Source organism: Bacteroidales bacterium, assembly GCA_035647615.1.
In the GTDB taxonomy this organism is placed as follows: domain Bacteria; phylum Bacteroidota; class Bacteroidia; order Bacteroidales; family 4484-276; genus SABY01.
In genome coordinates this window covers 1-25,426 of record DASRND010000038.1, presented here as the reverse complement: position 1 = coordinate 25,426, position 25,426 = coordinate 1, and the positions used below count along the sequence as shown (strand labels likewise).

28 protein-coding genes are annotated in these 25,426 nt (G+C 41.4%); 9 read left to right on the top strand and 19 right to left on the bottom strand.

The genetic code is table 11. From position 1 onward, the window contains the following. The first annotated feature begins 1 nt into the window (after nt 1). Together VFC92_14180 and VFC92_14175 are read left to right on the top strand one after the other, a co-directional pair. Entirely contained in the window at nt 2–223 is a 222-nt protein-coding gene (locus tag VFC92_14180; GenBank protein ID HZK09329.1) for a hypothetical protein, read from the top strand. A 47-nt stretch (nt 224–270) separates the two neighbouring features. Continuing rightward, nucleotides 271–615, top strand: coding sequence for an SHOCT domain-containing protein (locus VFC92_14175; protein HZK09328.1), 345 nt, complete (start codon nt 271–273; stop codon nt 613–615). 221 nt (nt 616–836) lie between these two features. Here VFC92_14175 and VFC92_14170 read toward each other — a convergent pair whose 3' ends face one another. Continuing rightward, entirely contained in the window at nt 837–1,049 is a 213-nt protein-coding gene (locus VFC92_14170) for a hypothetical protein (GenBank protein ID HZK09327.1), read from the bottom strand. A 363-nt stretch (nt 1,050–1,412) separates the two neighbouring features. Here VFC92_14170 and VFC92_14165 point away from each other — a divergent pair, with 363 nt between their 5' ends. Next, nucleotides 1,413–3,821, top strand: coding sequence for a DUF349 domain-containing protein (locus VFC92_14165; protein HZK09326.1), 2,409 nt, complete (start codon nt 1,413–1,415; stop codon nt 3,819–3,821). Nucleotides 3,822–4,021: 200 nt separating this feature from the next. On the opposite strand, the gene VFC92_14160 is transcribed toward VFC92_14165, so the two are convergent. Beyond that, on the bottom strand, nt 4,022–4,150 hold the full coding sequence (locus VFC92_14160) for a hypothetical protein (protein HZK09325.1): 129 nt from the start codon (nt 4,148–4,150) through the stop codon (nt 4,022–4,024). A gap of 32 nt (nt 4,151–4,182) precedes the next feature. Next, nucleotides 4,183–4,311, bottom strand: a complete 129-nt coding sequence (locus tag VFC92_14155; GenBank protein HZK09324.1) for a hypothetical protein — start codon at nt 4,309–4,311, stop codon at nt 4,183–4,185. 137 nt (nt 4,312–4,448) lie between these two features. Between VFC92_14155 and aroC the strand changes: the two genes are divergently transcribed. The 4 genes from aroC (at nt 4,449) to VFC92_14135 (ending at nt 9,920) form a co-directional block, all read left to right on the top strand. Beyond that, nucleotides 4,449–5,546 carry a chorismate synthase gene (gene aroC / locus VFC92_14150; GenBank protein ID HZK09323.1) on the top strand — a complete coding sequence of 366 codons (1,098 nt, stop codon included), beginning with the start codon at nt 4,449–4,451 and terminating at the stop codon, nt 5,544–5,546. Between the two features lie 18 nt (nt 5,547–5,564). Further along, a complete protein-coding gene (locus tag VFC92_14145; GenBank protein ID HZK09322.1) occupies nt 5,565–8,486 on the top strand; it encodes an AsmA-like C-terminal region-containing protein in 2,922 nt (973 codons plus the stop codon). A 124-nt stretch (nt 8,487–8,610) separates the two neighbouring features. Further along, a complete protein-coding gene (locus VFC92_14140; GenBank protein HZK09321.1) occupies nt 8,611–9,423 on the top strand; it encodes an SDR family oxidoreductase in 813 nt (270 codons plus the stop codon). 23 nt (nt 9,424–9,446) lie between these two features. After that, nucleotides 9,447–9,920: a hypothetical protein gene (locus tag VFC92_14135; GenBank protein ID HZK09320.1), complete on the top strand. Its 474-nt coding sequence runs from the start codon at nt 9,447–9,449 to the stop codon at nt 9,918–9,920. Between the two features lie 151 nt (nt 9,921–10,071). On the opposite strand, the gene VFC92_14130 is transcribed toward VFC92_14135, so the two are convergent. Next, nucleotides 10,072–10,233 carry a hypothetical protein gene (locus VFC92_14130; GenBank protein ID HZK09319.1) on the bottom strand — a complete coding sequence of 54 codons (162 nt, stop codon included), beginning with the start codon at nt 10,231–10,233 and terminating at the stop codon, nt 10,072–10,074. A 48-nt stretch (nt 10,234–10,281) separates the two neighbouring features. Here VFC92_14130 and VFC92_14125 point away from each other — a divergent pair, with 48 nt between their 5' ends. Continuing rightward, nucleotides 10,282–10,788, top strand: a complete 507-nt coding sequence (locus VFC92_14125; protein ID HZK09318.1) for a flavodoxin — start codon at nt 10,282–10,284, stop codon at nt 10,786–10,788. 249 nt (nt 10,789–11,037) lie between these two features. Here the strand turns inward: VFC92_14125 and VFC92_14120 are convergent, their stop codons facing one another. From VFC92_14120 to VFC92_14110, 3 genes are read right to left on the bottom strand one after another with little or no spacing between them, the layout of a single operon-like run. Further along, nucleotides 11,038–13,377 carry a T9SS type A sorting domain-containing protein gene (locus tag VFC92_14120; protein ID HZK09317.1) on the bottom strand — a complete coding sequence of 780 codons (2,340 nt, stop codon included), beginning with the start codon at nt 13,375–13,377 and terminating at the stop codon, nt 11,038–11,040. A gap of 31 nt (nt 13,378–13,408) precedes the next feature. Further along, nucleotides 13,409–13,831, bottom strand: coding sequence for a SoxR reducing system RseC family protein (locus tag VFC92_14115; protein ID HZK09316.1), 423 nt, complete (start codon nt 13,829–13,831; stop codon nt 13,409–13,411). A 19-nt stretch (nt 13,832–13,850) separates the two neighbouring features. Continuing rightward, complete coding sequence (locus VFC92_14110) at nt 13,851–14,555, bottom strand: SDR family oxidoreductase (protein HZK09315.1); 705 nt, start codon at nt 14,553–14,555, stop codon at nt 13,851–13,853. Nucleotides 14,556–14,700: 145 nt separating this feature from the next. On the opposite strand from VFC92_14110, the gene VFC92_14105 reads away from it, so the two are divergent. Then, complete coding sequence (locus VFC92_14105) at nt 14,701–14,940, top strand: T9SS type A sorting domain-containing protein (GenBank protein HZK09314.1); 240 nt, start codon at nt 14,701–14,703, stop codon at nt 14,938–14,940. Nucleotides 14,941–15,139: 199 nt separating this feature from the next. Here the strand turns inward: VFC92_14105 and VFC92_14100 are convergent, their stop codons facing one another. The 12 genes from VFC92_14100 to VFC92_14045 all read right to left on the bottom strand — a co-directional run bounded on the left by VFC92_14100 (nt 15,140) and on the right by VFC92_14045 (nt 25,215). After that, a complete protein-coding gene (locus tag VFC92_14100; protein ID HZK09313.1) occupies nt 15,140–15,775 on the bottom strand; it encodes an energy transducer TonB in 636 nt (211 codons plus the stop codon). A gap of 158 nt (nt 15,776–15,933) precedes the next feature. Continuing rightward, a complete protein-coding gene (locus VFC92_14095) occupies nt 15,934–17,031 on the bottom strand; it encodes a TlpA disulfide reductase family protein (GenBank protein HZK09312.1) in 1,098 nt (365 codons plus the stop codon). Between the two features lie 108 nt (nt 17,032–17,139). Next, complete coding sequence (locus VFC92_14090) at nt 17,140–17,301, bottom strand: hypothetical protein (protein HZK09311.1); 162 nt, start codon at nt 17,299–17,301, stop codon at nt 17,140–17,142. Continuing rightward, the gene (locus VFC92_14085; protein HZK09310.1) at nt 17,298–17,975 is read right to left on the bottom strand and encodes a restriction endonuclease; all 678 of its coding nucleotides are present in this window, start codon (nt 17,973–17,975) and stop codon (nt 17,298–17,300) included. Before VFC92_14085 ends, VFC92_14090 begins: the two co-directional genes overlap by 4 nt. Continuing rightward, complete coding sequence (locus tag VFC92_14080) at nt 17,975–18,451, bottom strand: GIY-YIG nuclease family protein (protein HZK09309.1); 477 nt, start codon at nt 18,449–18,451, stop codon at nt 17,975–17,977. Before VFC92_14080 ends, VFC92_14085 begins: the two co-directional genes overlap by 1 nt. Nucleotides 18,452–18,456: 5 nt before the next feature. Next, nucleotides 18,457–18,735: a hypothetical protein gene (locus tag VFC92_14075; GenBank protein HZK09308.1), complete on the bottom strand. Its 279-nt coding sequence runs from the start codon at nt 18,733–18,735 to the stop codon at nt 18,457–18,459. 199 nt (nt 18,736–18,934) lie between these two features. Then, complete coding sequence (locus VFC92_14070) at nt 18,935–19,789, bottom strand: hypothetical protein (protein ID HZK09307.1); 855 nt, start codon at nt 19,787–19,789, stop codon at nt 18,935–18,937. A gap of 222 nt (nt 19,790–20,011) precedes the next feature. Then, nucleotides 20,012–21,586: a radical SAM protein gene (locus VFC92_14065; protein ID HZK09306.1), complete on the bottom strand. Its 1,575-nt coding sequence runs from the start codon at nt 21,584–21,586 to the stop codon at nt 20,012–20,014. 191 nt (nt 21,587–21,777) lie between these two features. Next, on the bottom strand, nt 21,778–22,620 hold the full coding sequence (locus VFC92_14060; protein HZK09305.1) for a hypothetical protein: 843 nt from the start codon (nt 22,618–22,620) through the stop codon (nt 21,778–21,780). 452 nt (nt 22,621–23,072) lie between these two features. Continuing rightward, on the bottom strand, nt 23,073–23,495 hold the full coding sequence (locus tag VFC92_14055) for a hypothetical protein (GenBank protein ID HZK09304.1): 423 nt from the start codon (nt 23,493–23,495) through the stop codon (nt 23,073–23,075). Nucleotides 23,496–23,514: 19 nt separating this feature from the next. Continuing rightward, nucleotides 23,515–24,009, bottom strand: coding sequence for a hypothetical protein (locus VFC92_14050; protein ID HZK09303.1), 495 nt, complete (start codon nt 24,007–24,009; stop codon nt 23,515–23,517). Nucleotides 24,010–24,177: 168 nt separating this feature from the next. Next, nucleotides 24,178–25,215 (bottom strand): YCF48-related protein, encoded by a 1,038-nt coding sequence (locus tag VFC92_14045; GenBank protein ID HZK09302.1) that lies wholly within the window; start codon nt 25,213–25,215, stop codon nt 24,178–24,180. Nucleotides 25,216–25,426 lie beyond the last annotated feature (211 nt).

The window sequence follows — 25,426 nt, the reverse complement described above, 5'->3', positions numbered from 1 at the left end:
TTTGGATATGAATGATTTGTTGAATAATCTGGGTGTAGGTTGGATATGGATTGCAGGAGCTTTTCTGCTGGCGTTCATTTTATGGGGAATAATTAAAGCGTTGCGGGAGCAAAATCCGACTCGCCGCAAACCGGATTCTTCGCCACAAGAAATTCCGGAAGAGGATCCTGTTGAAGATTTTGCAAAACATGAGGAGTCGTTGGAACGTAAACAGAATTTGTAGCCGATGATTTTAAAATCAAGATTTACTCAATTTAAAAAAGGAAAACAATGATAAATATCATAATGAACCAAAGCGGAACATACAACCTGGACATGGTGTGGGCATGGGTACTTGGCCTTGCTATAGTAGTTGTAATAATATTCGTAATCTTTCGAAAACCTTCACGGAGCAAAGGTCACGGGCCCGATGGAGAATCAACACTCGATGTACTCAAAGACCGCTACCGGCGCGGGGAGATTACGCAGAGTGAGTTCAACAGCGAGAAGGGAAAATACCTTGAGCCACCACTCCATAAAGATCCCACTGCTATCGAACATACCACTTCATCAAAAAATGGAATCCCCGGCGAACCTGACGGTTCGGAGGATCTTGGCAATAAAACAACCCTCTAAGAAGTGTGGGGTAGGAAAACGTTAGGCAGTACTGCTCTTACAGGGTTCGGCTGCCACGTTAGTGTTAGAATCCTTGCAGGTTCCTGCCGCTACGTAAGATCCATACAATTTGAAATCAAATTCAAATAGCTCTGCTTAGCGTAAAAAACCTGCAAGGGCTTCGCTCTGAGCTCACTCTGCAGGGCTTAACTTCCTTAGAACTTTTACCAGCTTATCTTTGCTCATTTCTGATAAGGCGGTTTTGAATATTTCGCCACCAGTAAACCGGCTATCAGCAACAGTGCGCTTAATACAATCGGTATGTAGCCTGCCAAGTGGTGTCCGAGGAGGATGCCGAAAAATTTAAAGCTTCTTGCATTGGTAAAAGTTTGAATGCCAAATACCGCTACACCTATGATTCCCAAAAAGATCATTATAATTCCTACTTTGCGCATAATTCAAATTTTAAAGGTTTCTTGAACAGGATTGATTTGAAAAACGTGCCAATTCGTTCTGCTGGAAATATTTATTATGAGAATTCCCGTTTAACGTAGGATTCAGTCGAATTATGATGATAAAATCCACCAAGGCTTTTTTGGATTAGAAACTCCACAATTCGTGTTAGGTGTTGCGCGGTTTTTATAAATGATGCTATGGCAAAAAGTTAAATTCCGATTGATTAATTATCCTGTTAAATAAATGCTATTTTTGCACTCATTTTTTAAAAAAACAGACATCTAATTATCAGGTTTTTATTTGAGTATAAAAACCAGAATACCGTAAAACAAAACGCTACGTAAGACAAAATTCTTTAGTCAATGGAAACAAAAGATCAAACCAATCAAATTCCTGAAGAATCCCAAAACGGGACACAGGATGAGAAGACACTCCAGACTGAACAACAACAGGAAGAAGCCAATCAACCTTTAGTTCAGGTTCAGGAATCTGCCGACGAACAATCCCAAAGCGCTCCTGTGGAAGCAGAGCAGCAGCTGGATGAAAATCCCGCTGAAAGCGCAATTACAGAAGAGACCCCAAGTGATGCTGCATCTGCAGATAACGCTGAAAAGGGTGTTGAGTTAATCACTTCTGCGGTAAGCGATGTAACTGATGAGGAGGCGCCATCTGTTGAAGCAGAGGCTATTCCGCAAGATGAAACAGAACCAGCAGCCGCAGTTGATCAGGTTGAATCCACTGGCGATGACGCTGGGGAAACCATTCAGGTGACGGATGAATCGACTTCGGGACCTGCTGCAGAAAAACCGGACGAAACAGAGGCTGAGGCAAAACCAGTAACCGAACCCGAAGCTGCTGCTGAACCCGAAGTTGCTGACAAAACAGAAGCTGTTGCTGAAGCTGAAGCTGTGGTTGACACGGCAACACAACAAACTGCGGCTGCCTCCGTAAAAACTGTCGACAACGACCTGGATAAAACTCACGACGAAGAAGAGGATGATGAGGAGGAAGAAGACGAAGGAGAGATTACCAATTTTGAAGAATTATCACGCGAGGAGCTTATAGACCAGCTTGAGAAGCTGGTGGCTGCCGATGATGTGAACGAGATAAAACCAAAGGTGGCTTTGATAAAAGTCGCATTCATCAAAAAGACCAAAGCTTTCAAAGAAGACCAGATGCAGGAAAGTCTTACCGACGCCGGGCAAGAAGAAGGTCAGGAAAGCGAAGAAGAAGTTCCTGAAAAACAAGCAGCCCCGATTCACGACACCCTTCAGGGAAAATTTGACCAGCTTTTCGCTATTTATAAACAAAAACGCGGCATTTATCTGGATCAGCTCGAAGTGCAGAAACAGAAAAACCTGACGCGTAAGCAGCAGATACTTGACGAGCTGAAAGAGCTTATCGCTTCCGAAGAAACCCTGAAGAAGACCTACGACGATTTCCGCGCTTTACAGGAAGAGTGGAAATCGCTGGGAATAGTTCCCAAAGCTGAGGTGAACAACCTGTGGCAGAACTATCATTTTCTGGTGGAGAAGTTTTTTGATAAAGTAAAAATTAACAAAGAGCTTAAAGATCTCGACCTAAAGAAAAACCTTGAGCAAAAGATAGAACTCTGCGAACGAGCCGAAGAGCTCTTGCTCGAGTCGTCAATTATTAAATCTTTCAAAGCCCTGCAACGCCTCCACGAACAATGGAAAGAGGTGGGGCCGGTGCCTGCCGACAAAAACGAAGAGATATGGGAACGCTTCAAATCCACAACCGATAAGATTAACCAGCGTCGCCGCGATCACTACAAGTTGATGGAAGATCAGCACGACATCAATTATGAGCAAAAAGTGGCGCTCTGCGAAAAAGCCGAGCAATTGGTCGAAGGTCAGGTGGATTCGTTGAAACAATGGCAACAGAAAACCCACCATTTCAACGAGCTTTTTAAAGTGTGGAAAACCATAGGTCCTGCCGCAAAACGCCAGAACGACGAGGTGTGGGAACGCTTCCGCACCAGTATGGATAATTTCTTTAACGAAAAGAAAGAATATTTCGGCAAGCTCAAAGATCAGCAGGTTAACAACTACAACCAAAAACTCGACCTCTGCGTGCGCGCTGAAGCCCTGAGCGAAAGTGACAACTGGAGGCAGACTACGCGTGAGCTCATCGAAATGCAAAAAGAGTGGAAAGAAATTGGACCGGTGCCACGCAAAAATGCCGACAAAATATGGAGACGTTTCCGTGTTGCCTGCGACACTTTTTTCAATAATAAATCAAAACATTTTGCCAGCATCCGCGAGGACGAAGGTGAAAACCTGCGCCGCAAAGAGGAGCTTATCAAGCTGGTGGAAGAAACCCAATTTGGTGAGGATAAATCCGAAAACCTCAACAAACTCAAAGACTTCCAGCGCCAGTGGACCGACATCGGCCACGTGCCTTTCAAAGACAAAGACCGGTTGCAGAATGCTTTCAGAAATATTGTGAACAAACAACTCGACAAGCTCAACATCAGCAGCCACGAGATTTCGCTCTCCACCTATCGTAGCCGTATGGAATCCGTTAGGGAGGCTCCCGATGCCCAGCGCACATTCACGCGCGAGCGCAGCTTTATTCAGGGAAAAATCAGCACCCTGCGCGACGACATCAACGTGTGGGAAAACAACATCGGTTTCCTGGCCGACAGCAAGAAGGCAAGCCTGTTTAAAGACGAGTTTGAAAAGAAAATCAACAATGCCAAAGAGGAATTAAAAGTCCTTGAGTCAAAACTCAAACTGGTCAGCGACTAGTAACAGCTCTCTGGCATCAGAATAAAAAACCCCCGGGAAGATTGAAGCACCAATTCATCCCGGGGGTTTTTCTTTTAAAGAATAAGGCATCGACAGGCTGGCTTCGGCTCCGCTCAGCCACCAGAGTCACCGCAGCCACCGCAACCACCGAAGGGCTGGTTTTATTCAATTGTTATTTTCTAAATTTAGGTTTCACTGTGTTACTCTGTGTAAAACTTAGTGTAACACTGTGTAACTTTTCGGATGGCTTCGACGGGCTGGATTCGGCTCCGCTCAGCCACCAGAGTCACCGCAGCCACCGCAACCACCGAAGGACTGGCTTTATTCAATTGTTATTTTCTAAATTTGAGGTTTCACTGTGTTACTCTGTGTAAAACTTGGTGTAACACTGTGTAACTTTTCGGATGGCTTCGACAAGCTGGCTTCGGCTCCGCTCAGCCACCAGAGTCACCGCAGCCACCGCAACCACCGAAGGACTGGTTTTATTCAATCATTTTCTCATCTCTCACCGCTCATCTCTCAATTCTCATCACTCACCTCTTCTTTCCATCTTCTTTTTATCAATTAACTTTTTGTAACACTATATTATCCGACCTTTGCTGTAATTTTTAAGAATCACCAGACGCTATGGCCTCAAACAGTTTTGGAGAAATTTTGCGCATCACAAGCTTTGGCGAATCGCACGGCTTGGCCATGGGTGGCGTTATTGATGGTTTTCCGCCCGGCGTTATCATCGACCTGGATTTTGTGCAGCAATGTCTCGACCGTCGCAAGCCCGGTCAGTCCAGGTTGGTAAGCCAGCGCAAGGAGGCTGATAAAATCGAGGTTCTTTCCGGCATTTTCGACAACAAAACTACAGGATCGCCCATCGCTTTTATTGTCCGCAACAGCGATCAACGTAGCGCAGATTACGATGCGCTTTCCAATGTTTACCGGCCTTCTCATGCCGATTACACTTATCACCAAAAATATGGTCATGTCGATCAGCGCGGCGGCGGACGTGCTTCGGCGCGCGAAACTTTGGTGCGTGTTGCGGCGGGCGCCTTTGCCACACATCTTTTAAAGCAGTTTGGAATTCAGGTGTTGGCTTACACACATCAAATCGGAAACATTACTGCACAAGCGAATTTATCAGCGCTTACGCAAAAAATAGTGGACGATAGTCCAACGCGTTGTCCCGATAAAGTCGCTGCTTCGCGAATGGAAGAACTACTCGCGGAGCTTGCCCGACAGGGTGACTCGGTGGGCGGCGTTGTGGCGTGTACCATCACTGGTGTGCCCGCCGGATTGGGGGAGCCTGTTTACAACAAACTCAGCGCTGCTCTGGCTGCCGCCATGATGGGCATCAATGCTACCAAAGGTTTTGAGGTGGGAGAGGGGTTTGTCGCTGCTTCGCGCAAAGGCTCTGAACATAACGATGCTTTTGTCGTTGAAAATGGTGCAATCACCACGCGTACCAACCACTCCGGAGGCATTCAGGGCGGCATCTCCAACGGACAGTCCGTTATTTTTCGGGTGGCATTTAAGCCGCCGGCAAGTATTGCAAGGCAGCAAACGACGGTGGACAAAAGCGGCAAAGAGGTGCAACTTTCGGTTACCGGCCGCCACGATCCTTGCGTAGTGCCACGTGCAGTGCCGGTAGTAGAAGCTATGGCAGCGCTGGTGATCGCTGATTTTTATCTTAGAAATTTAATCTATGTTCCTTTTCGTAAAGAAAATAAATGAAATTTAAAATAAAACGTCATGAAATTATTTTTTAAAATTATTGGAATCTTCTTGTTGGTGGTGCTTTTGGCAATGGTTGCCATACCCTATTTTTTCCGTGACCAGATCGTGGAGAAGGTAAAACAGGAGATTAATAAAAATGTGAATGCACAAGTGGATTTTACCGACTTCAGTCTGTCGTTGTTCAGGAGTTTTCCCAACTTCAACTTCAGGCTCGAAGGGCTTTCGGTGGTTAATAAAGCGCCTTTTGAGGGCGACACGCTGGCGTGGATTCCTGATTTCGACCTTACGCTCGATCTGATGAGTGTGATCAGGTGCGAAGCCTACAAGCTGCGCAAGGTGCACATTAGAAACCCCCGTGTAAATGTGCGCGTAACCAAGGAGGGACTTGCCAACTACGATATTATGCTGCCTTCCGAATCAACTCCCGAACCTACACCTGACGAATCGGCTTCCCCTTTTAAACTCGATTTGCAGCATGTGGCCATCAACGACGGGCGCATCATCTACGACGACAAAAGTCTTACTACCTATGCGCTGCTCGAAGGTGTGGATTTCAAGATGTCCGGTGATTTTACGCTCGACTTTACCTCATTGAATACCTACACCAGCATAGAGCGCGTGACGGTGATTTACGACGGCGTGAAATATCTTCGGAATGTGGATGCTGAGTTACATGCCCTGATCGACGCTGATTTGGCCAACAGTATTTATACTTTGAAAAAAAATCAGTTGCGACTTAATCGATTGTTTATCGGATTTGATGGTTCGGTGGGCATGCAGGAAAATGGCGACATGAATCTGATGCTGACTTTCGCCTCTCAGGAATCGGAGTTTAAAAACTTCCTGTCGATGGTGCCGGCAATTTATAGCACCAACTTCGATGGTTTGAAAACCTCCGGCACAATGAGCATCAAGGGCAACGTGAAGGGAATGTACACCGAAACGAGTTATCCTGCTTTTGCTATCAATCTGGAGGTGAACGACGGTTACTTCCAGTATCCCGACCTGCCGCAGGCCGTGCGTGATGTAAATATCGACACCCGCGTCAACTTCCCTGGCGGCGACCTGGACAATCTTACCGTAGATGTTTCCCGCTTTGACCTTGTGATGGCTGGCAATGCAATTTCGGCTAACCTTTTTATTAAAAATCCAATGAGCGACATGCACCTGAAGGGTGCCGTAGAAGCGGAGGGTGACTTATCGCGCATTGCCGAAGTGTATCCGCTCGAAGAAGCTGAATCCCTTAGCGGAATGATCACGGCCGATTTTTCTTTTGAAGGAGCCATGTCGGCTATTGAAAATGAACGTTATGAAGATTTTAAATTCATAGGATCGCTGTTGATGAAAAACTTTAATTATCCGACGGAATTTTTCAATGAGCCGGTACACATTGCCAACGCACAACTCAACTTTTCGCCGGCCTATCTCGACCTTGTAAACTTTGCCTTGAACATTGGACGAAACGATTTTTCGGCCACCGGCCGCATCGAAAACTTTATGCCTTATTTCCTTTCCGATGGAATCTTGAGAGGACAGCTCGACGCCAGGTCATCCTATCTTAACATCACCGATCTGATGCCAGCCGATGAATCCGCTCCAACCAATGAACCGACTACTCCGGCGGAAAGCACATCGCCGGCAGATACTGCTTCAATGGGCGTAATTGAAATTCCGGCCGACATCCACTTCACGCTCACCACACAATTTGATAAGGTGTTTTATGATAATTTGGAATTGACCAACGTCAATGGCAAAATGGTGGTAGCCGACAAAGCTGTTACACTCGATAATCTCAACATGGGAATTTTGGATGGAACTGCCAGCCTTTCGGGAAAATATGATACAAGAAATCCCGCGCATCCACAAGCCCAGCTCGACATGCGTATTGCCGACATCGACATTCAGACGGCCTACAAAAACATAGGTACCATAGAGAAGTTTACCCCGATCGCTGAAAAAACACAGGGAAAATTTACCGTCAACTTCGATATGACGACACTGCTGGACAAAGGAATGATGCCCGTTTACAGCAGTCTCAACGGTAACGGGAGCCTGCAAACTACTACCATTACCATTCAGAATGTAAACACCTTTAATAAATTGGCCGACCTGCTCAAGATGCCCGATCTGAAGCGACTGCTGATGGGGCCGGTGGATCTTTCGTTCGAGTTTATCAATGGCAAATTGCACGTGCAGCCTTTTGATATAAAATATGCCGACATGAGCGCCAGCATTGGCGGCTGGACGGCGCTGGATCAAACCATTAGCTACGACATGATCCTGACCATACCGCGCGCCAAATTTGGTGGAGCTGCCAACGACATCCTCGAAAACCTGGTGAAGGAAGCCAATAAGATAGGAACCAACTTTAGCCTGGGGGAAACCGTCACCGTAAAAGCCAACATCGGCGGAACACTTTCCGATCCTACCGTGAGCATCTTCCCGGGCGAAGGTTCCGGCAAGTCGATGATTGATGATTTGAAAAATAAAGCACTCGAAGAGCTGCAACGGCAAAAAGAAAAACTCGAACAGGAGGCTCGCGAGAGATTTGACAAGGCGAAAGCCGAAGCCCGTGTCGATGCTCAAAAAATTATCGACGACGCTGACCAGAAAGCACGAAAGATTATTGCCGACGCACAGCAACAAGCTGACGCAACAATGTTAAAGGTAGCGCAGAGTGCCGAAAAAGCCAAAGAGGAAGCACGCAAACAAGCCGATAAATTATTAGATAAAGCCAAAGAGGAAGGCCCACTTGCTGAAGCGGCAGCCAAAGCTGCAATCAAAAATCTGCTGGCCGAAGCTGACAACACAGCCGACAATCTGGTAAAGGCTGCGCAAAAGAAATCTGATGATATCCTTGATGCTGCCCGCCGCCAGGCTGATAAATTAAAAGCAGATGCACAGGAGCGTGCCGACAAAACTTTGGGAGGTGAGTAATTTTTATGTTCAAACTCAATTTGGGATGTTTATCGCGGAATATAAAAAACAAAACCCAAAGAAATTTCAATAAGTTTTTCATCAGACAAAATTAGATGCAGTTTACAACGTTGTTTCCGCAACTATGAATTTCAAAAACAAAGTTGTCGTGATAACCGGGGCTTCCTCGGGAATAGGGGAGGCATTGGTGAGAGAGCTGTCCGGCAATGGTGCACGTGTGGTTGCTGCCGCCCGCAATGTGGCTAAGTTGCAACAGATGCAAAAGTCGCTGGCCGAAAAAGGCCATGAAATGCTTGCCGTTGCTACCGATGTGAGCATTGAGAGCGATTGCCAAAATCTGGTAGAAGCTGCCATCGACAAATTCGGAAAAATAGATGTATTGATCAATAATGCAGGCATCTCTATGCGTGCGCTTTTTGAGGATGTGGAACTCGATGTGCTCAGGCGGCTCATGGATGTCAACTTTTGGGGCACTGCTTATTGCTCTAAATATGCGCTGCCCCATCTTCAGGCTACGCAAGGCTCGTTGGTAGCTGTTTCTTCGGTGGCAGGCTACAAAGGGCTGCCGGGGCGAACTGGCTATTCAGCTTCCAAGTTTGCCATACAGGGTCTCATGGAGGTGATCCGCATCGAAAATCTTCACAACAACGTGCACGTGCTCATAGCCTGCCCGGGTTTTACCAGGTCTAACATCCGCAATGTGGCGCTGGCTGCCGATGGCTCGCAGCAGGGGGAGTCGCCACTCGACGAAAATAAACTCATGAGCGCCGAAAAGGTGGCTCATAAAATTGCCTGCGCCGTCTACCATCGCAAAAACAACATAATTCTTACCGCGCAGGGCAAAGCGACCGTTTATCTTAATAAATTTGTACCGCAATTTCTTAACAAGATGGTTTTTAGACATTTTGTACACGAACCAAATTCACCATTAAAATAATTCATTAAAAACTATTACAAATTATGAAAGAAATGTCATTCGAGATTAAGCCACTGGAGGGATTTGGTGCGCTTGAGTTTGGCAGTACACCAAAACAAATCGTTGCTCATCTGGGCGAGCCCGACGAGAAAGAAGAAATCGTCGACGAGGACATGGGCGACAGCATTATCTATCACTACGACGACATGGAACTGTCGTTGTTTTTTGAAGTGGACGAAGAGCCCGTGCTCACACAGTTCGAGACCGAAAACCGCGACGTAATGCTCTTCGGTAAAAAGCTTTTTGACCTCAAGGAAGCTGAAGTCATCAAGCTGATGAACGACCACGAATACGAAGACATGGACACCGAGGTGATGGATGACGAAGAGTACGAAAACGAAAAACGCGTTTCATTCGACGATGCTCTCATCGACTTCTATTTCGACGACGGCACACTGACAGCCATCAGTTGGGGTATGATGATGGATCTGGAAGAAGACGAAGACGACGAGGCATAGCCTTGAAATCTGAAATCACAACACAACAAAATACAGGGGATCGCATTGGCAACAGGGAAACCTGGGCTGTTAAAATACCAATTATGTGCGTCATCCCCTGTGTTTTTTTAGTAAAATAGAATAATGAATCCCGACCTCGAAAACAAATACTTCATCGTCGGCGGTGCCACCGCTCACTGGCCGAATGGCTTCTCTCACAGCTGTCGGCATGCATCACCGGCCAAGCCTTTAGCTTGGATGGTGGCTTGATGGCAGGTATCTTTGGATTGAACCAAAGTTGAACAAAGGTGGGCACTGCGTGTTTTTTGCTCATTACTGAATGTGTAGGCATACTACTGCCAACATCTAAAATTTATTTGTGATGGAAAAAAATATTGGAATATTTTATGGCTCCTCAACCGGGAGCACCGAAAAGGTTGCTAATCTCATTTGCAACGCCTTTGGCCAGGAGCGATGTATGGTTATAAATGTTGAAGATGCTTCAAAAGCTGACCTTAACAAGTTCCCATATCTGGTGCTCGGAACCCCCACGTGGGAAATTGGTGAGATGCAGGAAGACTGGCTGGATTTTATTGATGAAGTAAAAAAGGCCGATCTAAAGAAAAAGAAGATAGCCATCTTTGGCCTCGGTGACCAGGAAGCCTCCTCCGACAGCTTTGCCGATGGAGCAGGACGTTTATACGATGCCGTGGCCGACAAGGCAACAATAATCGGTGTGTGGCCCACCGGCGGTTACGATTTTGCCGAGTCGATGGCCGTGAAAGATGGTAAATTCGTTGGCCTGATCATCGACGAAGACAACCAAAAAGACAAAACTCTCGAGCGCGTCAACGCCTGGGTAGAAATCCTAAAGAAAGATTTTAAGTAGAAAATTATCTATTTTAATAAAAAACAGCCTTGCGTATGATAAATCCGGAAGGCTGTTTTTGTTTAAAGCAAACCCATTGGAATGCTGTGGAAATAAGGCAAAGGCACAAGGCTGCGTGTCCTAAAACGCAACATCGTCCAGACGCCTAACTTGGGCGCATCTAAAAATAAAAACAAAAAAGCCTCAGTCATCTGAGGCTTTTTTGTTTTTTAAAATTCGAATATTATTGGAAATGTATTGCGCCACGCGCTACTGAATGATCACTTTTTCCACCACAGTAGTTTTTCCTGTGTTGATCTGCACAAGATAAATGCCTGCCGGCTGATAGCGCAGGTCGAATGCTCTGGAGTATTCGCCGGGCTGCATGTGTTCGGTAAAAACGATGTCGCCGGCAGTATTCATGATGTTGATGATCGCATCCCGGTTGATGCCACTGGCCGTGACGGTAAATTTCCCGGAAGAAGGATTTGGGCTAACCGAAATTTTTTCTGACGCTGGTGCTTCGGCGATTCCAATGGTGGGATCGAGGGTTAGGGTTAGGTTGTCGCTGCCGCCAAAAGAGCAGGGCGAGAGGGGTGAAGCCATCAGCGTAAGCTTCACGGTGCGATTTACTTTGTCTTCTTCGCCCGGCGTATAGATCGTTTGCAGGGAGCTTTCGTTGCTGAAGACGCCGTCGCCGGTAGTACTCCACAGCAGGTTTTCGTAGTTGGACGCCAGTGCGTTGGCCTGATAGGCAGCCTGTAGATGTATGGTGGTGTCGTTGCCGGCATCGACGATGGGACGAAAAACAATTTCTACGTGGATGCTGTCGGAAGCAGTCATGCCTTCGCCGTAGCCTTCGGCGGTGAGGGTGAGCCAGAACTCTCCTTTCGCCAGGTCGCCGTTTCCTCTGAAATACACTGTTGTGAGGTTTTGTGGGTTGGGAAGGATGCCGTCGCCCGTGGTTGTCCACAGATGCCCCTTGGCGTTGGCAACGCTGCCGAAAGCTCTGAAAAGTGTGTCCTGACAAACGGAGGCGTCCTCGCCGGCATTGGCTACTGGTGGCATCAACGGGTCAAAATTGAAAGAGATAATGCGGGTTTTCCATCCGGCACGACAATATTCGGTGGTAAACCAAAAAGTTGTGCTGTCCACCGGATCCACGCTCATATTGGCATAGTCGCCCCAGCGCGAGATACTGCTTTGGTTGCTGGTTCCGGTCACAGCTTCTATTTCTTCGTAAGTCATCTCGCCCAGCGGAGCATCGGCCGGACGTCCGGTGTAGCGGATGGAAGGAAAATGGTTGCTGCTGCTCACCGAGTATCCCAGCGCTATGGTGCCGTCGGCGTTCATGGCCAGGCTTCCCATCCAGCGGTGCAGACCGTCGTCGGGAGCGTACACACCCTGCTGATAGATGTACCAGTTGGTGGTGTCGTTTTTGCGCAGCTCATACCATTTTATGCCTGCGCGGCTACCCACTTTTACGGTGTGGTTGGCCAGCATGGTTTCGTAGGTGCCGAAGTTGCGATAGGCGAGCCTGAACATGAGCATCTGTGCCAGCACGTCGAGGCGGTTGTTGGTTCCTGGCTGCGGTATTCCATCCACATCTGCATTAAAATAGCCCGGGTTGAGCGATACGCTTAACTGATAAGTTGAGTTAGCCGGATCGTCCCAATCGACAGCAAATTCATAAATCTCAAGTTTTTTATTATTAAAAATATTAGCTGTAGCGATGTAAGCAGGCGAGCCTTCGGGTGGCAGGATGCCGTCGAAGTCAGAAGGCTGCAGGCTGAATTTACCGGGGAAATACCCAAAGAACACCATGTTGGCGTCGGGGTCGCCGACGAGCATTTTGTCGCGTTCGAAGGCGGCTACGCCTGAACCGATGAATTGGCCGCTGAAGAAATTGAAGGTGCAGTAGTAGCCATCGCCCCACACGCCCAGTTTAGGATAATCATTGAAATGATCAAATTCGAAAGCATAACGGTAATATTCGCCCAATGGGTCGCCGGTTGCTGACACGGCAACCAGTTCATAGCTTTTGCCGTTGGAGAGTTCGACGGCAAACTGTGATGCTACCCAGCGGTCGGCATCCTCGTCGTAGATCACGATGGGGTCGCCATCGTTGGTGCCGGTCCAGGGGCCAATAAATCCCTGCCATAGCGTGCTGTTGTCGGCGGGACCATAGAGCCTTGCGCCAGTTTTACTGAATATGGCAAATGAGAGATTGATCATCTGAAAATAATGATTCGGACCTACATCGCCATCGGTGTCGGGCGGGTAAACGCCGTTCACATTGCCCACGCCATCTACGTTAACCAACGGTCCGCGCGATTTTGTTTCACCTTTGGTTTGTTGCAGGCTTTCATAAATTCCAGGCTGCTCTCCTGCTTCATTTTTAGGGAGCATTTCAACGGATTCATTTTTAATAATGCCATCTTTCCATGCGCGTTTTCGTTCGCCGGGCAGTATCACGGTCATTTCACGAAGTGGTGGTGTTTTATCTGCGTAAGCTGCTTTGCGAATAATGCGTGGCGAAAGCTGCTCCTGCGCCGGAACAATAGCAGGGATAAAGGCGAGAAGTAGAAGATAGAATAGGAATTGTTTCATTGGATTTTATTATTAAAGTAGAAGTGATTGATTACGTTTCGAGTATTGTAAATTCAAATCTTGTTTTCATCTTGTCACGAAGCATGTATAGTCCAAAGTAGTAAGGCAGCAGGATGGCCAGTGCCAGCAGGCCTGCTTTGCCTTCGTTATGGTAATAACCCATTGCAACGAAAAGTGTTGTCAGCAAAAGCACAAAAGGTAGTAAATATCCATACAAAACGGCTTTGAGTCCGGTGGTGCGTTTCATAGCCACGGTCACCGGAGTGCCAACAGTAAGTTCTGCATGATGCGCGTCGCTTATTTCTACAACCTTTTCCTGCATTTCCGACATGCCACAAACTCCTTTGGCGTGGCAGGCCGAACAGGCCGATTCCGCTATGATGCTTACGAAGAGGGTTCCGGTTTCGTGCCGTGTGATGATTCCGCTATGTGTTATGAGATCCTCGTTGTCCATTTATTAAAAAATATATTTTTCAAGGTGTTGATGATGAAACGGGAAGTACTTTCCCGTTAAAAAACTGATGTCCGTGCGTCGCAAACCAGGCGACAAACTCCGCCATATTTTCGGGGCTCAATGGAGCGGTGTAACCCGGAAAGGCCTGCGCCAGCATCTCTGTTTGCACAGCGCCGTATGCCAGACAGTTTACCGAAATCTTTTTTTCGGATAACTCCTCGGCCAGTGCTTCTGTAAGCACCGCCACAGCGCCTTTGGCGGTACTGTACAACGACAACCCAGCAAATTTGGCCGTGCCTTGTATGCCGCCCATACTGCCGATGTTGACGATATGTGCCGGACGAGCAAAGTAGGGCAGCAGCGAACGGGTGAGTTTGAATACGCTCTTAACGTTTACGTTCATCACCGCATCAAAATCTTCATCTGAAAAAGCTGCAAAGTCTTTCTTTATCAGCAATCCGGCATTATTTACCAAAACATCAACACTATCAAAAGCTTCAACGATTTTGGGGATAAGATTAAATGAATAGCCAGGCGACAATAGATCGAAAGCAATGGGGTGAACATGCGCATCGCTGTTTTGCCAGCGACATTCAGCAGCCAATGCGTTCAGCTTTTCGGCATCGCGCGATATGGCTACAATATGATGCGTAGGATCGGCAGCCAGCCGCCTAACCAGCGCATTGCCAATACCTTTGCTTGCTCCTGTTATTACGATGTTCATTGCTTGGTTTTTTAATACTTTTAAAACTCCTGCAAAGATAATTCAAAATAGCCGATAGCCGAAAAACGTCAGGTTGAAACAGCGATTCTGACCAAAAGGAGAAATAATATCTCACCAGTCAGCAATTAATAAATGCTCTGCTTCAATGTCAACACGGATGTCGCCCATTATTTATCCCAATCCGGCTACCGGAAAGTTTTACATCGGCGGGGTGAAGTTTCCTGTCGAAATTTCTATTTTTAACAGCCGGGGAGTTAAGATTTTAAGCCCCCGCATGATTGGAGATAATAATGAGTTGGATTTATCGCACCATCCTGGCGGCATTTACTTTGTAACTTTTAGCCACAACGGAGAACTTTGTATCAGGCGGCTGGTCATTTATTAAAAAATGGGTGAGTTCGTGCTGGTAAGTGTGTGATGCAGGAATCCGCAAGAGCTATGTCTGCTAACGTTTTGCAGCTACCCGAAGGACGGGACTTTTACCACAGACTTTGATTCGGAGAACTGAACTTTCGGCTTGAACAAATGTGTCTGCGAAGCACGAAACCCCGCCTTTTGGGTAGTTGCTGTTATGGTGCGTTTTCTCATTTATATTCAAGTTGAATTGGCATTGAATATCTCATTCTTGTAGGTTTTCCATACAAATATGCTGGTATCCAATTCGGCATTACACTAAATATCTGTATGACATTGTTGTCAACCTTTTCACTAATTCCTTTCACTACTTTAATGTCTTCAAGTTCTCCTTTCTCAGTTATTGTAAATGAAATAAATATTTTAGTTTGAATTCCTTCTCCTAAATCACCTTCTTCAATTATCAGTTTGTCCGTAATGAATTTGAACATTGCAGCATTTCCACCAGGAAACTCTGGTTCTTTTCTCCAATTTTCAGTGCGCTCTAAACTATCAGCTTTTGTTCTTGCATTATTTAAAAAGTCATCTCCATATTTTTTCCTCAAATTCACGGTCAAAGCTGAATCATAGCAGTCGTAATAGTCCAAAGAGTCTTGGTCGATAAAACTCCATTGAATGTTGTAATCTTCTCTAAGCACAAAGAGGTAAGTATTTTCTGTTGGCTGAAATTCTAATGAATGAAATAAATAATTTCCTTCTACAAAGTCTGTTTGAGCATTCAACTTAGCTTTATTGCAGTCTGTCTGTCCAAAAGCTGCAAAAGTTGTCGAAACGATAAGGGTAAATATAAATGTTAGTTGTTTCAATTTCGTCTTTTTAAAATGCACCATAACGGTTGAGGCTATAAATAGTGGCGGTTTGCGTGGTTGTCCGCTGTCAACCAACACCAATGCTGGTGCGGGTTACGAGCTTTCAATTATGTACTTCACCCGCCATTATTTATAGTCTTTGTTATAATCATTCCTTATTCACCGAATATGTCCTTTAGTTTTTCTCCTAATTGGTCACCCTGTATATTTATTGCTATAATTTTTCCAGTTGGATCTATTAGAAAATTTGACGGGATAAATTTAACATTGTATTTGGCTGCTACCTCCGTATCCCCAAGCAAAGATGCCCAAATTATGGAATCTTTCTTTGTTGCATTAGCCCAATCTTTTTTATTTTTATCGTTGGAAATACTAATTATTTCAAATCCCTTACTATTATAAAGTTTATAGTTTGCCAATAAGTTTTTATTTTCCATTCTACAAGGACCACAACCTGCTGCCCAGAATTCTAGTAAAACAAACTTACCTTTAAAGTCTTTCAACCCAACTTTGTTGCCATTTAAGTCTGGTAGTTCAAAATCGTCGGCAATGTCACCTATTTTTACATCTTTACTAATTTTTAAAAAATTAGAAACAGCTATTGCGTTAGCAGACTCTTTGATTTTTGGAGACAAATTTTCGTAAAGTGATTTTATTTCGTCCTTTTGAAGTAAAGGTGCAAAATCGGCTAGTAGGGATGCACTTAAAAAAGCGTTGGGATTTTCCATTATATATTTAGCTCCCAAGACAACTCTTTCATCTATTATAGTATCTAATAGTAAATTCAGAGAGTTTATTTTTTCTGCATCTTTTACATCACCGGAATTAATTATTGCATTTATACTATCGAAATGCAGACTTAATGGTTTTATGATTTTGTTATAGCTATTTTGTTGACTCTGTACTATTCCACCCTCAACATTTGCATATTTCATCTCGCCTTTAATTCCATTAATTGAAATGTCAACATTTTCTTTCCAGAAAAATAAGAACTCATCTCGAGGCTGGTTTTCCATTCTGAAAAAAATTCCATAACCAGTAGGTTCAGATTTAGGAGTAGTAAAATTGAAACTGTTGTTTATAATATAGGCAGTGTCAATGTGCTTATGAGTATCTACATTGGTCAGAATTAACATTGAACTATCTGAATAATTTAAGGCCGTTCCGGAAATATTAATTTCCCCTTTTATAATGTCATCACCTGAACATAGAGAATGGATTAAAATGAATGCACAAATCAGTATGTTTCTCATAGTATATAGTTTGTTAAATTGTTTCATTTCTTTTGCTTTTCACTCTGTCAATTTATACCCGTTAGCATGAGTATTCAGACTTTCAAAACCAGTTTGGTGGATTGATTATCAACGCTTTGCAGCTACCCGAAGGGCGGGATTTTCACCACTAAACTTCATTCGGAGGACTGAACTTTCGGCTTGCACAAATGTGTCTGCGAAGCACGAAACCCCGCCTTTTGGGTAGGTGCTGTTATAGCCAGTAGTTCTCTCGGTTGTGGCTTTTTTCATTTAATGTATTTTAGTCCAGTTGGTTTGTCTGTCAGGTTGAAAAAGGGAACTTGTGATAAAATTAAAATTATTCCCGATGATGCTCGTCCAACATAATTTTGGTTGATGTAGTCTCTGGTAATTGAGCCGTCCGTTAAAAGTTTGTTAATTGCCTGTTTGAATATTTCAACCTTAATTTTCCCTTTGTTTCCGTTTGATGTTAGTCGTTCAACTTCACTCCAATTTACTTTTAGAATTTCGTTTGTTTCTCCGTTGTCCCTTGTTAAAGTTTTGCCTTGCAATGGAAGAATATATTTTTCCCAAATGCTATCAAATGTCTTGTCGTTTGAAATTGATTTTTTAATAGTAACCGGAACTGAACTGTCAATATTTAATATGTCAATTTTAAGTTTGTTGGCTACTTCTAATGCGTCTGAAAGTAATATTCCATCTGTCGCAATAACTGCTTTTGTGCAATCAAAATAGTCTTTTGCTCCGTGAAGTTCCATAACCATTTGTCGGTTTATTTTTCTTGTTCCACCGCCATACATTTTTGCTTGAACTGCAATTCTTTCTTTGCCTTTAGTTGCAAATACGTCAACGCCATAGTCGTTGCTGTATGAAGTTACTTCGGCTTTATATCCTTTATTGCGGAAGTGTTCGCAAACCAAGTCTTCAAATTGTTTTGGTGTCATTAGTTAGCGAGATTTGCAAACGGTCTGCAACCGAAAGTTTTTACAAATTGTTGAATTAGGTCGGCTTCAAATTCTCTTGGGTCAATTGTCAGGGATTTCCAACAAACAACAAGGTCTTTGGAGTATTTTAATTGCCATATTAGTCTGCCACCGTAATGCCCAATATTTTTCCCTTGTCCAAAACCGAAATACTGTTTAAGCCTTGACCTTAATGAAGTTGCTTTTCCAATATAAACAACTTTTGTATTTTCAACCCAATTAGATTTTAATTCTGCCAAAGAAATATTTGGGTCTTTTCCTTTGAAGTGTCCGCCCGAACCAACCGTTAAAAAATCTCCAGGTTTATTGTCAATGTTAAGTACAAGGTAAACACCGTTGTTGTTGGGAAGCATTGAACTGTCAAGAAACAATTCACTCATTTTTTTAAAGCCTGAAAATCCAGCTTTTTTTATCTCGTCAATGTCGTTAAAGGTCATAAGGTTTATTTGTTAGATTTTATAAAATACCAGTTTTTGTTTTGCTCTTTTTGCTCAAAATGTGCTTGAGGAATGAGCTTTAAGTTTTTACCTTTTTCCAATTCTCTTAGAAATTCACGAATGGGAAATCCATCTTGGTGGTCTTTCGTGAATATTCCTTTTGAAATAAATAATTTCATTAAGTCCTTCGCCATTACTGTCGTTTGAGTTGAATTGTCAAAATACTCAGTAACTACTTTTTTTATTTTTAATGCTTTTTGAATGTCTGCGGTTGTAATGCTCATTTGTCTAATGTTAAGTTGTCGTTTTGTGTGTCGTTACTATTGGCTATAACGGTTTGAATATGGTGCGTTTGGCATTTCAATGCTCCAATCTTTCAATTTACAACTATGTTTATTTATCGCTATCATCTTCAAATTTAGCACAATCTGCCAAATGCACTATATTTTTTGTTACCAACTGGGTTTTATTAGCTTGTTGTTTTTAAGAATGCAAATTATCATATCCGTATTTATTAAATATGTTTTTTAATGTTTTAATGTTAATTCTCTCTTTTAAGAAGAATGCAATATAATTCACAATTTCTAGTGTTTGAATAATTTCGCGATTAAATAAGATTGTGTAACGTTCTTCATCTTCTTCTCTTAAATAAGGTGTAATTGGAGTACGTGCTAATTCAAAATCTAATAATTCTAGAGATAGTGTATAATTTTGACCATGAATAGCATTATGTAAAACATTATTGGAATGCATTATTTTAATGTTTCCCAGCATTATATCCGCTGCAATACAATGGAAATCGTTATAATTTTCTTGTGTAAAATTCTGCCATTGATTAACATAATAATCCTGTGTCTTTTTTGAGATAAATGGTAAATCATGTATCCTGTAAGGACACAAAACGCTATATTGTAGAATATAAGGTTTTAATACTTGTTCTTTTCCAAAAGTTTTTACCTTTTGAGGTAAAATGGAAAAAACAGCTTCCATTAAGTTTGTTTTTATTCCAAGTTCATTAATATAAATACCACTTAAATAATCCCTTGTAGCATCTTGTTTGTTTAGATACCCCCAAACATTATAATCGAGCTCTTTTGTGTTAACAAAACCATAAGGAAAATAAGTTAAACCATTGCCTTTGGTAATAGTATACCTATTGGTTTTTTTATTGAAATGTGTAATGATACTTCTACCATGTATTGGAGATGGCGAAATCAATTCAAGGTCCGTTAACTCGCTTGTAATAATATAGTTTTGTAAGACAACCTCTTTATTTTGATATAAAACATTATCAATATCAACCCTTTTACAGTTTAACTTTATTCCTTCTGTTCTCATAAATAATATTTAAGAAATGCTTTGGGGTAACAGATCTGTTACCCCAAGCACTAATTCCTACGATCTTCTATACGAAGTACCACATTGATACTCTGACGCTCTTGGGCAATTCGACATTGTAATTGTCGTAGAAGCTTTTAAAATTTTAAGATTCTTTTTCATATCTAAAAATTTAAATGAATTACCTACTTATGGTGAGGTAATTTGACCATAAATTTCTTTTCATAATTCCATAGAATTATTCCTATAATTTTTATTCGTTTTTATAGATATCACTTTCTTTGTAATTATAATTTCACCATCTTTTAATACTTCATGTGGTTTTCTTCCTCCGAGGGGGTCATTTCCATCTTTAATTTTTTTTGCTAGTTCAAAACGAATTTTAGCAATTTTGTGATTCGCAGTACTTTTTTTCAAAGCATTGCCGTGTTCAATAAAACTTTGTCCAGGACATCTGTTACAATACCAACATTGCTCGTAAGCACCACATTCTTCATAGTCGATAATAGTAATGCTTTGCCATTTTTTTAATATTTCAGAACTAAAAACAATATCCTTAAAACTTGTATCCTTAAGATTTCCAAAACTTGTAGGAAAAGCATTACAAGGTGTTATATTCCCTTCTGGCGTTATATTAAAAAAACTTAAACCTGCGCCACAAAATGGTTCATTTTTTAGCAGTCTTTTTTTTCCAAAATCAGGAGCTTCTTTTCCAACATACAATGGAATGTTGGAATCTCTTAAAAGGATTTCTAATTGCTCGTTAGATACTTGTAATAGTTGAGAAACTGCAATATCACCATCTAATGAATCAGCTAAATTAACATCAAATTGAGCAAGTGCAGTATATTTTTTTGCCAAATCATAAACAGTATGATAACTTGATAAATTATTTTTCATTACCGGACAGTTGAAGTAAATAGGCACTCCGTTTTTTTGTAAATCAGCAGCAACCTTTAGTGTTTTTGCTAAAGAGCCTTTAATACGAGTTATAGAGTCGTGTATTTCTTCATCTGCACTATAAACTGATAACTTAACTGATTGAGGAAAATATTGTGTTAGCTTATCTACATTATCTATTAAAGCTAATCCATTAGTAAAAATATCAAATGAAAAACCATGCTGATGAATTAGCTCAATTATCTTCCATATATCTTTTTTTATAAAGGGTTCACCTCCTGTGAGCGAAATTTTAGCAACACCTAATTCTTTTAATTCTTTTATTAAACTTACATAATCAATAAAATTCAATTCTTTCAGTAAATGTCTTTCAGATTTTTCATTGTTATTTCTTGCTGCACCCGGATTGTAGCAATGAATACATTTCTCGTTACAATTATATGTTAATTCTATCATAACAGATAAAGGAATGCCATCCTTTTCAATAAAATTTGAATAGTCCCTTTCCGCAGAACTAATTTCAAATGGCAATTTTTCTTGTATTGTTTTTTCAACAGTATCAATTTCGTTTCTTCGTTGTTCACTTATAATTTTTCTTAATTGATTAACTTCTGTGGCATTAAATATTTTAGGTGTTAATAGGCCTACACTAATTAATTCATTACAAAACCCTATTATATCTTCCTTCAAGAAAGATTCGTCTCCTATTTTCAATAAATTTGAAATGAGAATTGGTTTATTTGTCTGATATTTTAAAAGTTCGTTAATGATATCAGCGGAATCACCTTCAAATAAAAAAGACATCCCTTCCAATTTATTGTACAATAAGGCCAATCTGTCTTTCCCAGTTTTATGATATCTGCCACTATTCCATTTGGGTCTGTATACTTTATTCATGTTTTAATTCTTATTTAATTTGCGCATCACATATTGTTTTTTAACCTTGTTGGTAACGGTCACATGTATGAAACGTTGGGGATTGCGGGCTTCTTACCTATCTGCCGACACAAGCGCTGATGCGGGGCAGAAAACTTCAAATAACCACTTAAACCCCAATGTTTTATACATGATGTTAGCAGAAGTATTTTTTATTCTATTTTTTTGTATTCTATTCTTAATAACATAGGCAAAGTTGTTTCAATATCTTTCCATTTAACCTCTATTGCAGAAGGTAGTCCGTGTTCATTATATGCATATATCCATTTTGTTCCACCAATAAACTCAGTCATATTATTTGTAGATAATTGCCTTTGTATATCTGCTTCTTCAAAAAATGGAAGAGGTTCATAAATGAAAAGATAGTCAAGATTAAAGTTAGGTCTCGAATGATTATCGTAATTAAATTCTTGAATGGTAGTTATTTTTGTTCCCGGTATTGGCTCTCCCAATAAATTCATTTCTGGGCTTTCGTATATATATTTACTTACATTTCCTGTATTGTTATATACTAATGAATCCCTATAAACCAAGGTTCCAAAGTTGTACTTTAAAATTCCCGTTAGATAGTCATCTTTGTATCTATAATTTGAGTTAGAAGAAATTTGCAGACCTTCTTTGTATACTTCAGTTTTCGTTATTTTTCCGTTAGAATTGTAGATGATATGGGTTTCATAATTAAACATATTGTGCGAAATGTCTTTATGAATAATTTTTGAAACAAGACCATCATGATATTCAAATTCATCTGAGTAAGAAGCCCATTCTTGCTGATAGTTATTGCCCAAATGTTCAGTTACATACTTTTTTATAAGTTGGTTTTTGTTGTTATAAAAATATTCTGCCACAAGGTCGTTGTCGTAATTGTATATCTTGTCTACTACGAATAGTTTTTCATTCCATTCTGGTATCTCATCATCTTTTTGGCAACTATAAAGCGTTAAAAAAGCTGTCAAAACAAATATTACGTTTAAAAATCTTATTTGATATTTCATGTTGTCTGATTTAATATTTCTGCTAACGGTTTGCAGCTAAAAGAAGTGGCGGCTTTGGAACACTAAACTGTCTATACCCACCAAACTTTATTAGTTGCACAAATGTTTGTATTCGCACTGCCCCCGCCATTTTTTTTAGGTGCTGTTAGCTGTGGTTTTTCTTTCTGTCAGCATTGTAATCAATTATTAAAGTCGTCAACAAAACAATACTCCAAATAACGTCAACGATGTTCCAAATTGTCCTACCAAGTGCTATTTTAAAAATCGGATTAATTAGAACAGCGGAACAAATCCAAATTATCATTATTGTTTTGTCTTCTTTCTCTTTGTCAAGGTATGCGAGGACAATAAATCCAGTCATACCAACAAAACGAACCAACTGAAAATACCCATAGGGCATATCAAGTAGACAGCATAGAAATAATACTGTCAATAAAATTTTTACAATTGGTTTAGTAATGTTCTTCACTTGCTGCTGCTGCTCCATATATTAATGCAAATGTTAGTTCTAATACAAGTAGTGTCGCAACCACTGCACCGAATGTTTCCCAGCCAGAATAATCTTCTTTTAAAGTCCAAAGATTATAGCCTAAAATACCACCGTTAATTAATGCAAGGATTGAAATTGTTAAAGTCCCAAGCCACTTGATTGGAGAAATGTATGCTGCTAACATTACAAGTAATGAAGCCAGCATTTTAAATAGTCCCCAAATTGTCCCACCGAGAAAAATAATTACCACGATGAACCAAAACTTGCTTAAACCTATAAACCAAATTAGCAAGTGTCCAAGACCCCAATTGACAATAGCCATTGCAATAAAGCAAATTGGGAAAAAGATAAGAAAACGCAGAATTTTTACGATTGGATTGTCCATATTTATTTGAATTTAATTGTTAGTTATCTAATAGTTCAAAGTCGGAATAGTTATGCTCTTCAATTTGTTTTTGTTCTTTCCAAATGAAAATACCAGCTATAACTAATCCAATTAGTTGTGCAATTATTTCGGTCAAGTTTCGCAGTAGTTTTTCAGTTGTCCATTCCATTCTGAAAAATGTCAGACCAATAGCAAATGAAATGAGTAAAAGAAACATTAACCAAAGGAAAATGAAACCTGCAAAAACAATTTTCTTATGCTTTGGTACGAGATAAACACCCGAGTAAACACCAAACCCAACAGCAAAGGCTTCCCTTAAAAAAACAAACAATGGTCCTAAAATGTAATGTCCGCCATAGTCGACCACCGAATTAATATCATCTACCATATTGCTACTTATGAAATAGAATGTCCAGGAAAGACAGAGTTTTGAAACAATATAAATTGTCGCAGCAAGTGGAATAAAAAATGTCCACCTAAGTAGTTGTCCGATTATGTTGTTTGTCTTGTTCACGGTCTTTTTAAAATCACAGCTAACGTTTTGGCGCTTGGCGAAGGTGGCAATTTTTACCACAAATGTTGATGCGGAGAACCAAACTTTGATTAACCACAAATGTGTCTGCGGAGTACTGAACCGCCACTTTTGCCAAACGCCTGTTAGTGGCTGCCCGAATTCGTCCTTTTACTTTACTTTTACTTTTAATAGTTTACTACCTGCTACCGCATATCCTTCAGTCGTTGAATAAAAGCTTGAATATCTTATTGGTTCAATTTCTTTTAATTCTGTTTCAGTCCAATTATCTCCAGCGTTTGTTGTTTGTATAATTTTTCCACTCCAAGTCCCGAAGTCGCCACCAGAATATGCACCAGCACCAAAAACTAAACAGCTATTTGCTGTCAATGGATTAAGAACAAAAGAACTACTTTGATGATTTAGAGATTGTGCCCAATTGTTTCCGTTGTCAGTCGTTTTGTAAACTATTTGATTGTCTGCAATGCAAAAACCATTTCCATTGATGAACTTAATGTCGGTTGCGTAGTTAGCTGTGAATGTTGTATTCAAAGTCCAAGTTGTTCCATTGTCGCTACTACGAATTATGTTTCCTTTCATTCCTGAGCAATAACCAAAGTTGTCAGCAAAGAATATTTTTTGCAAATTAAAATTCAGGCTGTCAATAGTTGTCCAATTTAAACCTGCGTTTGTGCTTTTGTAAATTCTACCTTTTGTTCCGTTCGAAATTGCAAACAAGTCGCCAGAACTATTTGAAGAAATTGAAACAAATTCCTCAAAACTTGATGCTTGTAAAATTTTTGTCCAATTGTTGCCGCCATCAGTTGTTTTTAGAATTAGTCCGCCCGGTGGAACGCAACCTGTCCCACCGCAAGAGTTAGAACCACCAACTACAAAGCCAACATTTGCATCGGTAAAAAGAATTTGAAAAAACGGTTGATTTGTAGTCGGATTAGTGTATTTTAAGTCCCAAGTAACTCCGTTGTTTGTCGTCTTGTAAATTTTACCATCATAAGAAACTGCAAATCCAGTTGAAGCATTGAAGAAAAAAATGTCACGAATGCTTGAAGGTGCAGGATTTGCAAAAAGTTCTATTTTGATGTTGTTATTTTCAAATGGAAGTGTCGCACCTGTTGGAATTACTTCGTCCTTCTTGCAACCTGTGGTTAGTAAGAGTCCGATAAGTAGAATGTAGATTAAATTTTTCATCGTCTTCATTTTTTTGTTGTCTGTTCAAAGTTAAAATGTTTAAAGTTAGCATCGTCCCAACGGGTTGCCACTAACGGTCACATGTATGAAACGTTGGGGATTGCGGGCTTCTTACCTATCTGCCGACACAAGCGCTGATGCGGGGCAGAAAACTTCAAATAACCACTTAAACCCCAATGTTTTATACATGATGTTAGCAGAAGTATTTTTT

Coding starts and splice junctions, on each gene's coding strand:
- VFC92_14085 (HZK09310.1), bottom strand. CDS start 17,975: ATGACACCAAAACAATTTGAAGACTTGGTTTGCGAACACTTCCGCAAT.
- VFC92_14055 (HZK09304.1), bottom strand. CDS start 23,495: ATGGACAATCCAATCGTAAAAATTCTGCGTTTTCTTATCTTTTTCCCA.
- VFC92_14125 (HZK09318.1), top strand. CDS start 10,282: ATGGAAAAAAATATTGGAATATTTTATGGCTCCTCAACCGGGAGCACC.
- VFC92_14080 (HZK09309.1), bottom strand. CDS start 18,451: ATGACCTTTAACGACATTGACGAGATAAAAAAAGCTGGATTTTCAGGC.
- VFC92_14120 (HZK09317.1), bottom strand. CDS start 13,377: ATGAAACAATTCCTATTCTATCTTCTACTTCTCGCCTTTATCCCTGCT.
- VFC92_14115 (HZK09316.1), bottom strand. CDS start 13,831: ATGGACAACGAGGATCTCATAACACATAGCGGAATCATCACACGGCAC.
- VFC92_14165 (HZK09326.1), top strand. CDS start 1,413: ATGGAAACAAAAGATCAAACCAATCAAATTCCTGAAGAATCCCAAAAC.
- VFC92_14060 (HZK09305.1), bottom strand. CDS start 22,620: ATGAAATATCAAATAAGATTTTTAAACGTAATATTTGTTTTGACAGCT.
- VFC92_14075 (HZK09308.1), bottom strand. CDS start 18,735: ATGAGCATTACAACCGCAGACATTCAAAAAGCATTAAAAATAAAAAAA.
- VFC92_14175 (HZK09328.1), top strand. CDS start 271: ATGATAAATATCATAATGAACCAAAGCGGAACATACAACCTGGACATG.
- VFC92_14090 (HZK09311.1), bottom strand. CDS start 17,301: ATGAAAAAAGCCACAACCGAGAGAACTACTGGCTATAACAGCACCTAC.
- VFC92_14110 (HZK09315.1), bottom strand. CDS start 14,555: ATGAACATCGTAATAACAGGAGCAAGCAAAGGTATTGGCAATGCGCTG.
- VFC92_14095 (HZK09312.1), bottom strand. CDS start 17,031: ATGAGAAACATACTGATTTGTGCATTCATTTTAATCCATTCTCTATGT.
- VFC92_14140 (HZK09321.1), top strand. CDS start 8,611: ATGAATTTCAAAAACAAAGTTGTCGTGATAACCGGGGCTTCCTCGGGA.
- VFC92_14145 (HZK09322.1), top strand. CDS start 5,565: ATGAAATTATTTTTTAAAATTATTGGAATCTTCTTGTTGGTGGTGCTT.
- VFC92_14130 (HZK09319.1), bottom strand. CDS start 10,233: ATGAGCAAAAAACACGCAGTGCCCACCTTTGTTCAACTTTGGTTCAAT.
- aroC (HZK09323.1), top strand. CDS start 4,449: ATGGCCTCAAACAGTTTTGGAGAAATTTTGCGCATCACAAGCTTTGGC.
- VFC92_14105 (HZK09314.1), top strand. CDS start 14,701: ATGTCAACACGGATGTCGCCCATTATTTATCCCAATCCGGCTACCGGA.
- VFC92_14045 (HZK09302.1), bottom strand. CDS start 25,215: ATGAAAAATTTAATCTACATTCTACTTATCGGACTCTTACTAACCACA.
- VFC92_14065 (HZK09306.1), bottom strand. CDS start 21,586: ATGAATAAAGTATACAGACCCAAATGGAATAGTGGCAGATATCATAAA.
- VFC92_14135 (HZK09320.1), top strand. CDS start 9,447: ATGAAAGAAATGTCATTCGAGATTAAGCCACTGGAGGGATTTGGTGCG.
- VFC92_14170 (HZK09327.1), bottom strand. CDS start 1,049: ATGCGCAAAGTAGGAATTATAATGATCTTTTTGGGAATCATAGGTGTA.
- VFC92_14070 (HZK09307.1), bottom strand. CDS start 19,789: ATGAGAACAGAAGGAATAAAGTTAAACTGTAAAAGGGTTGATATTGAT.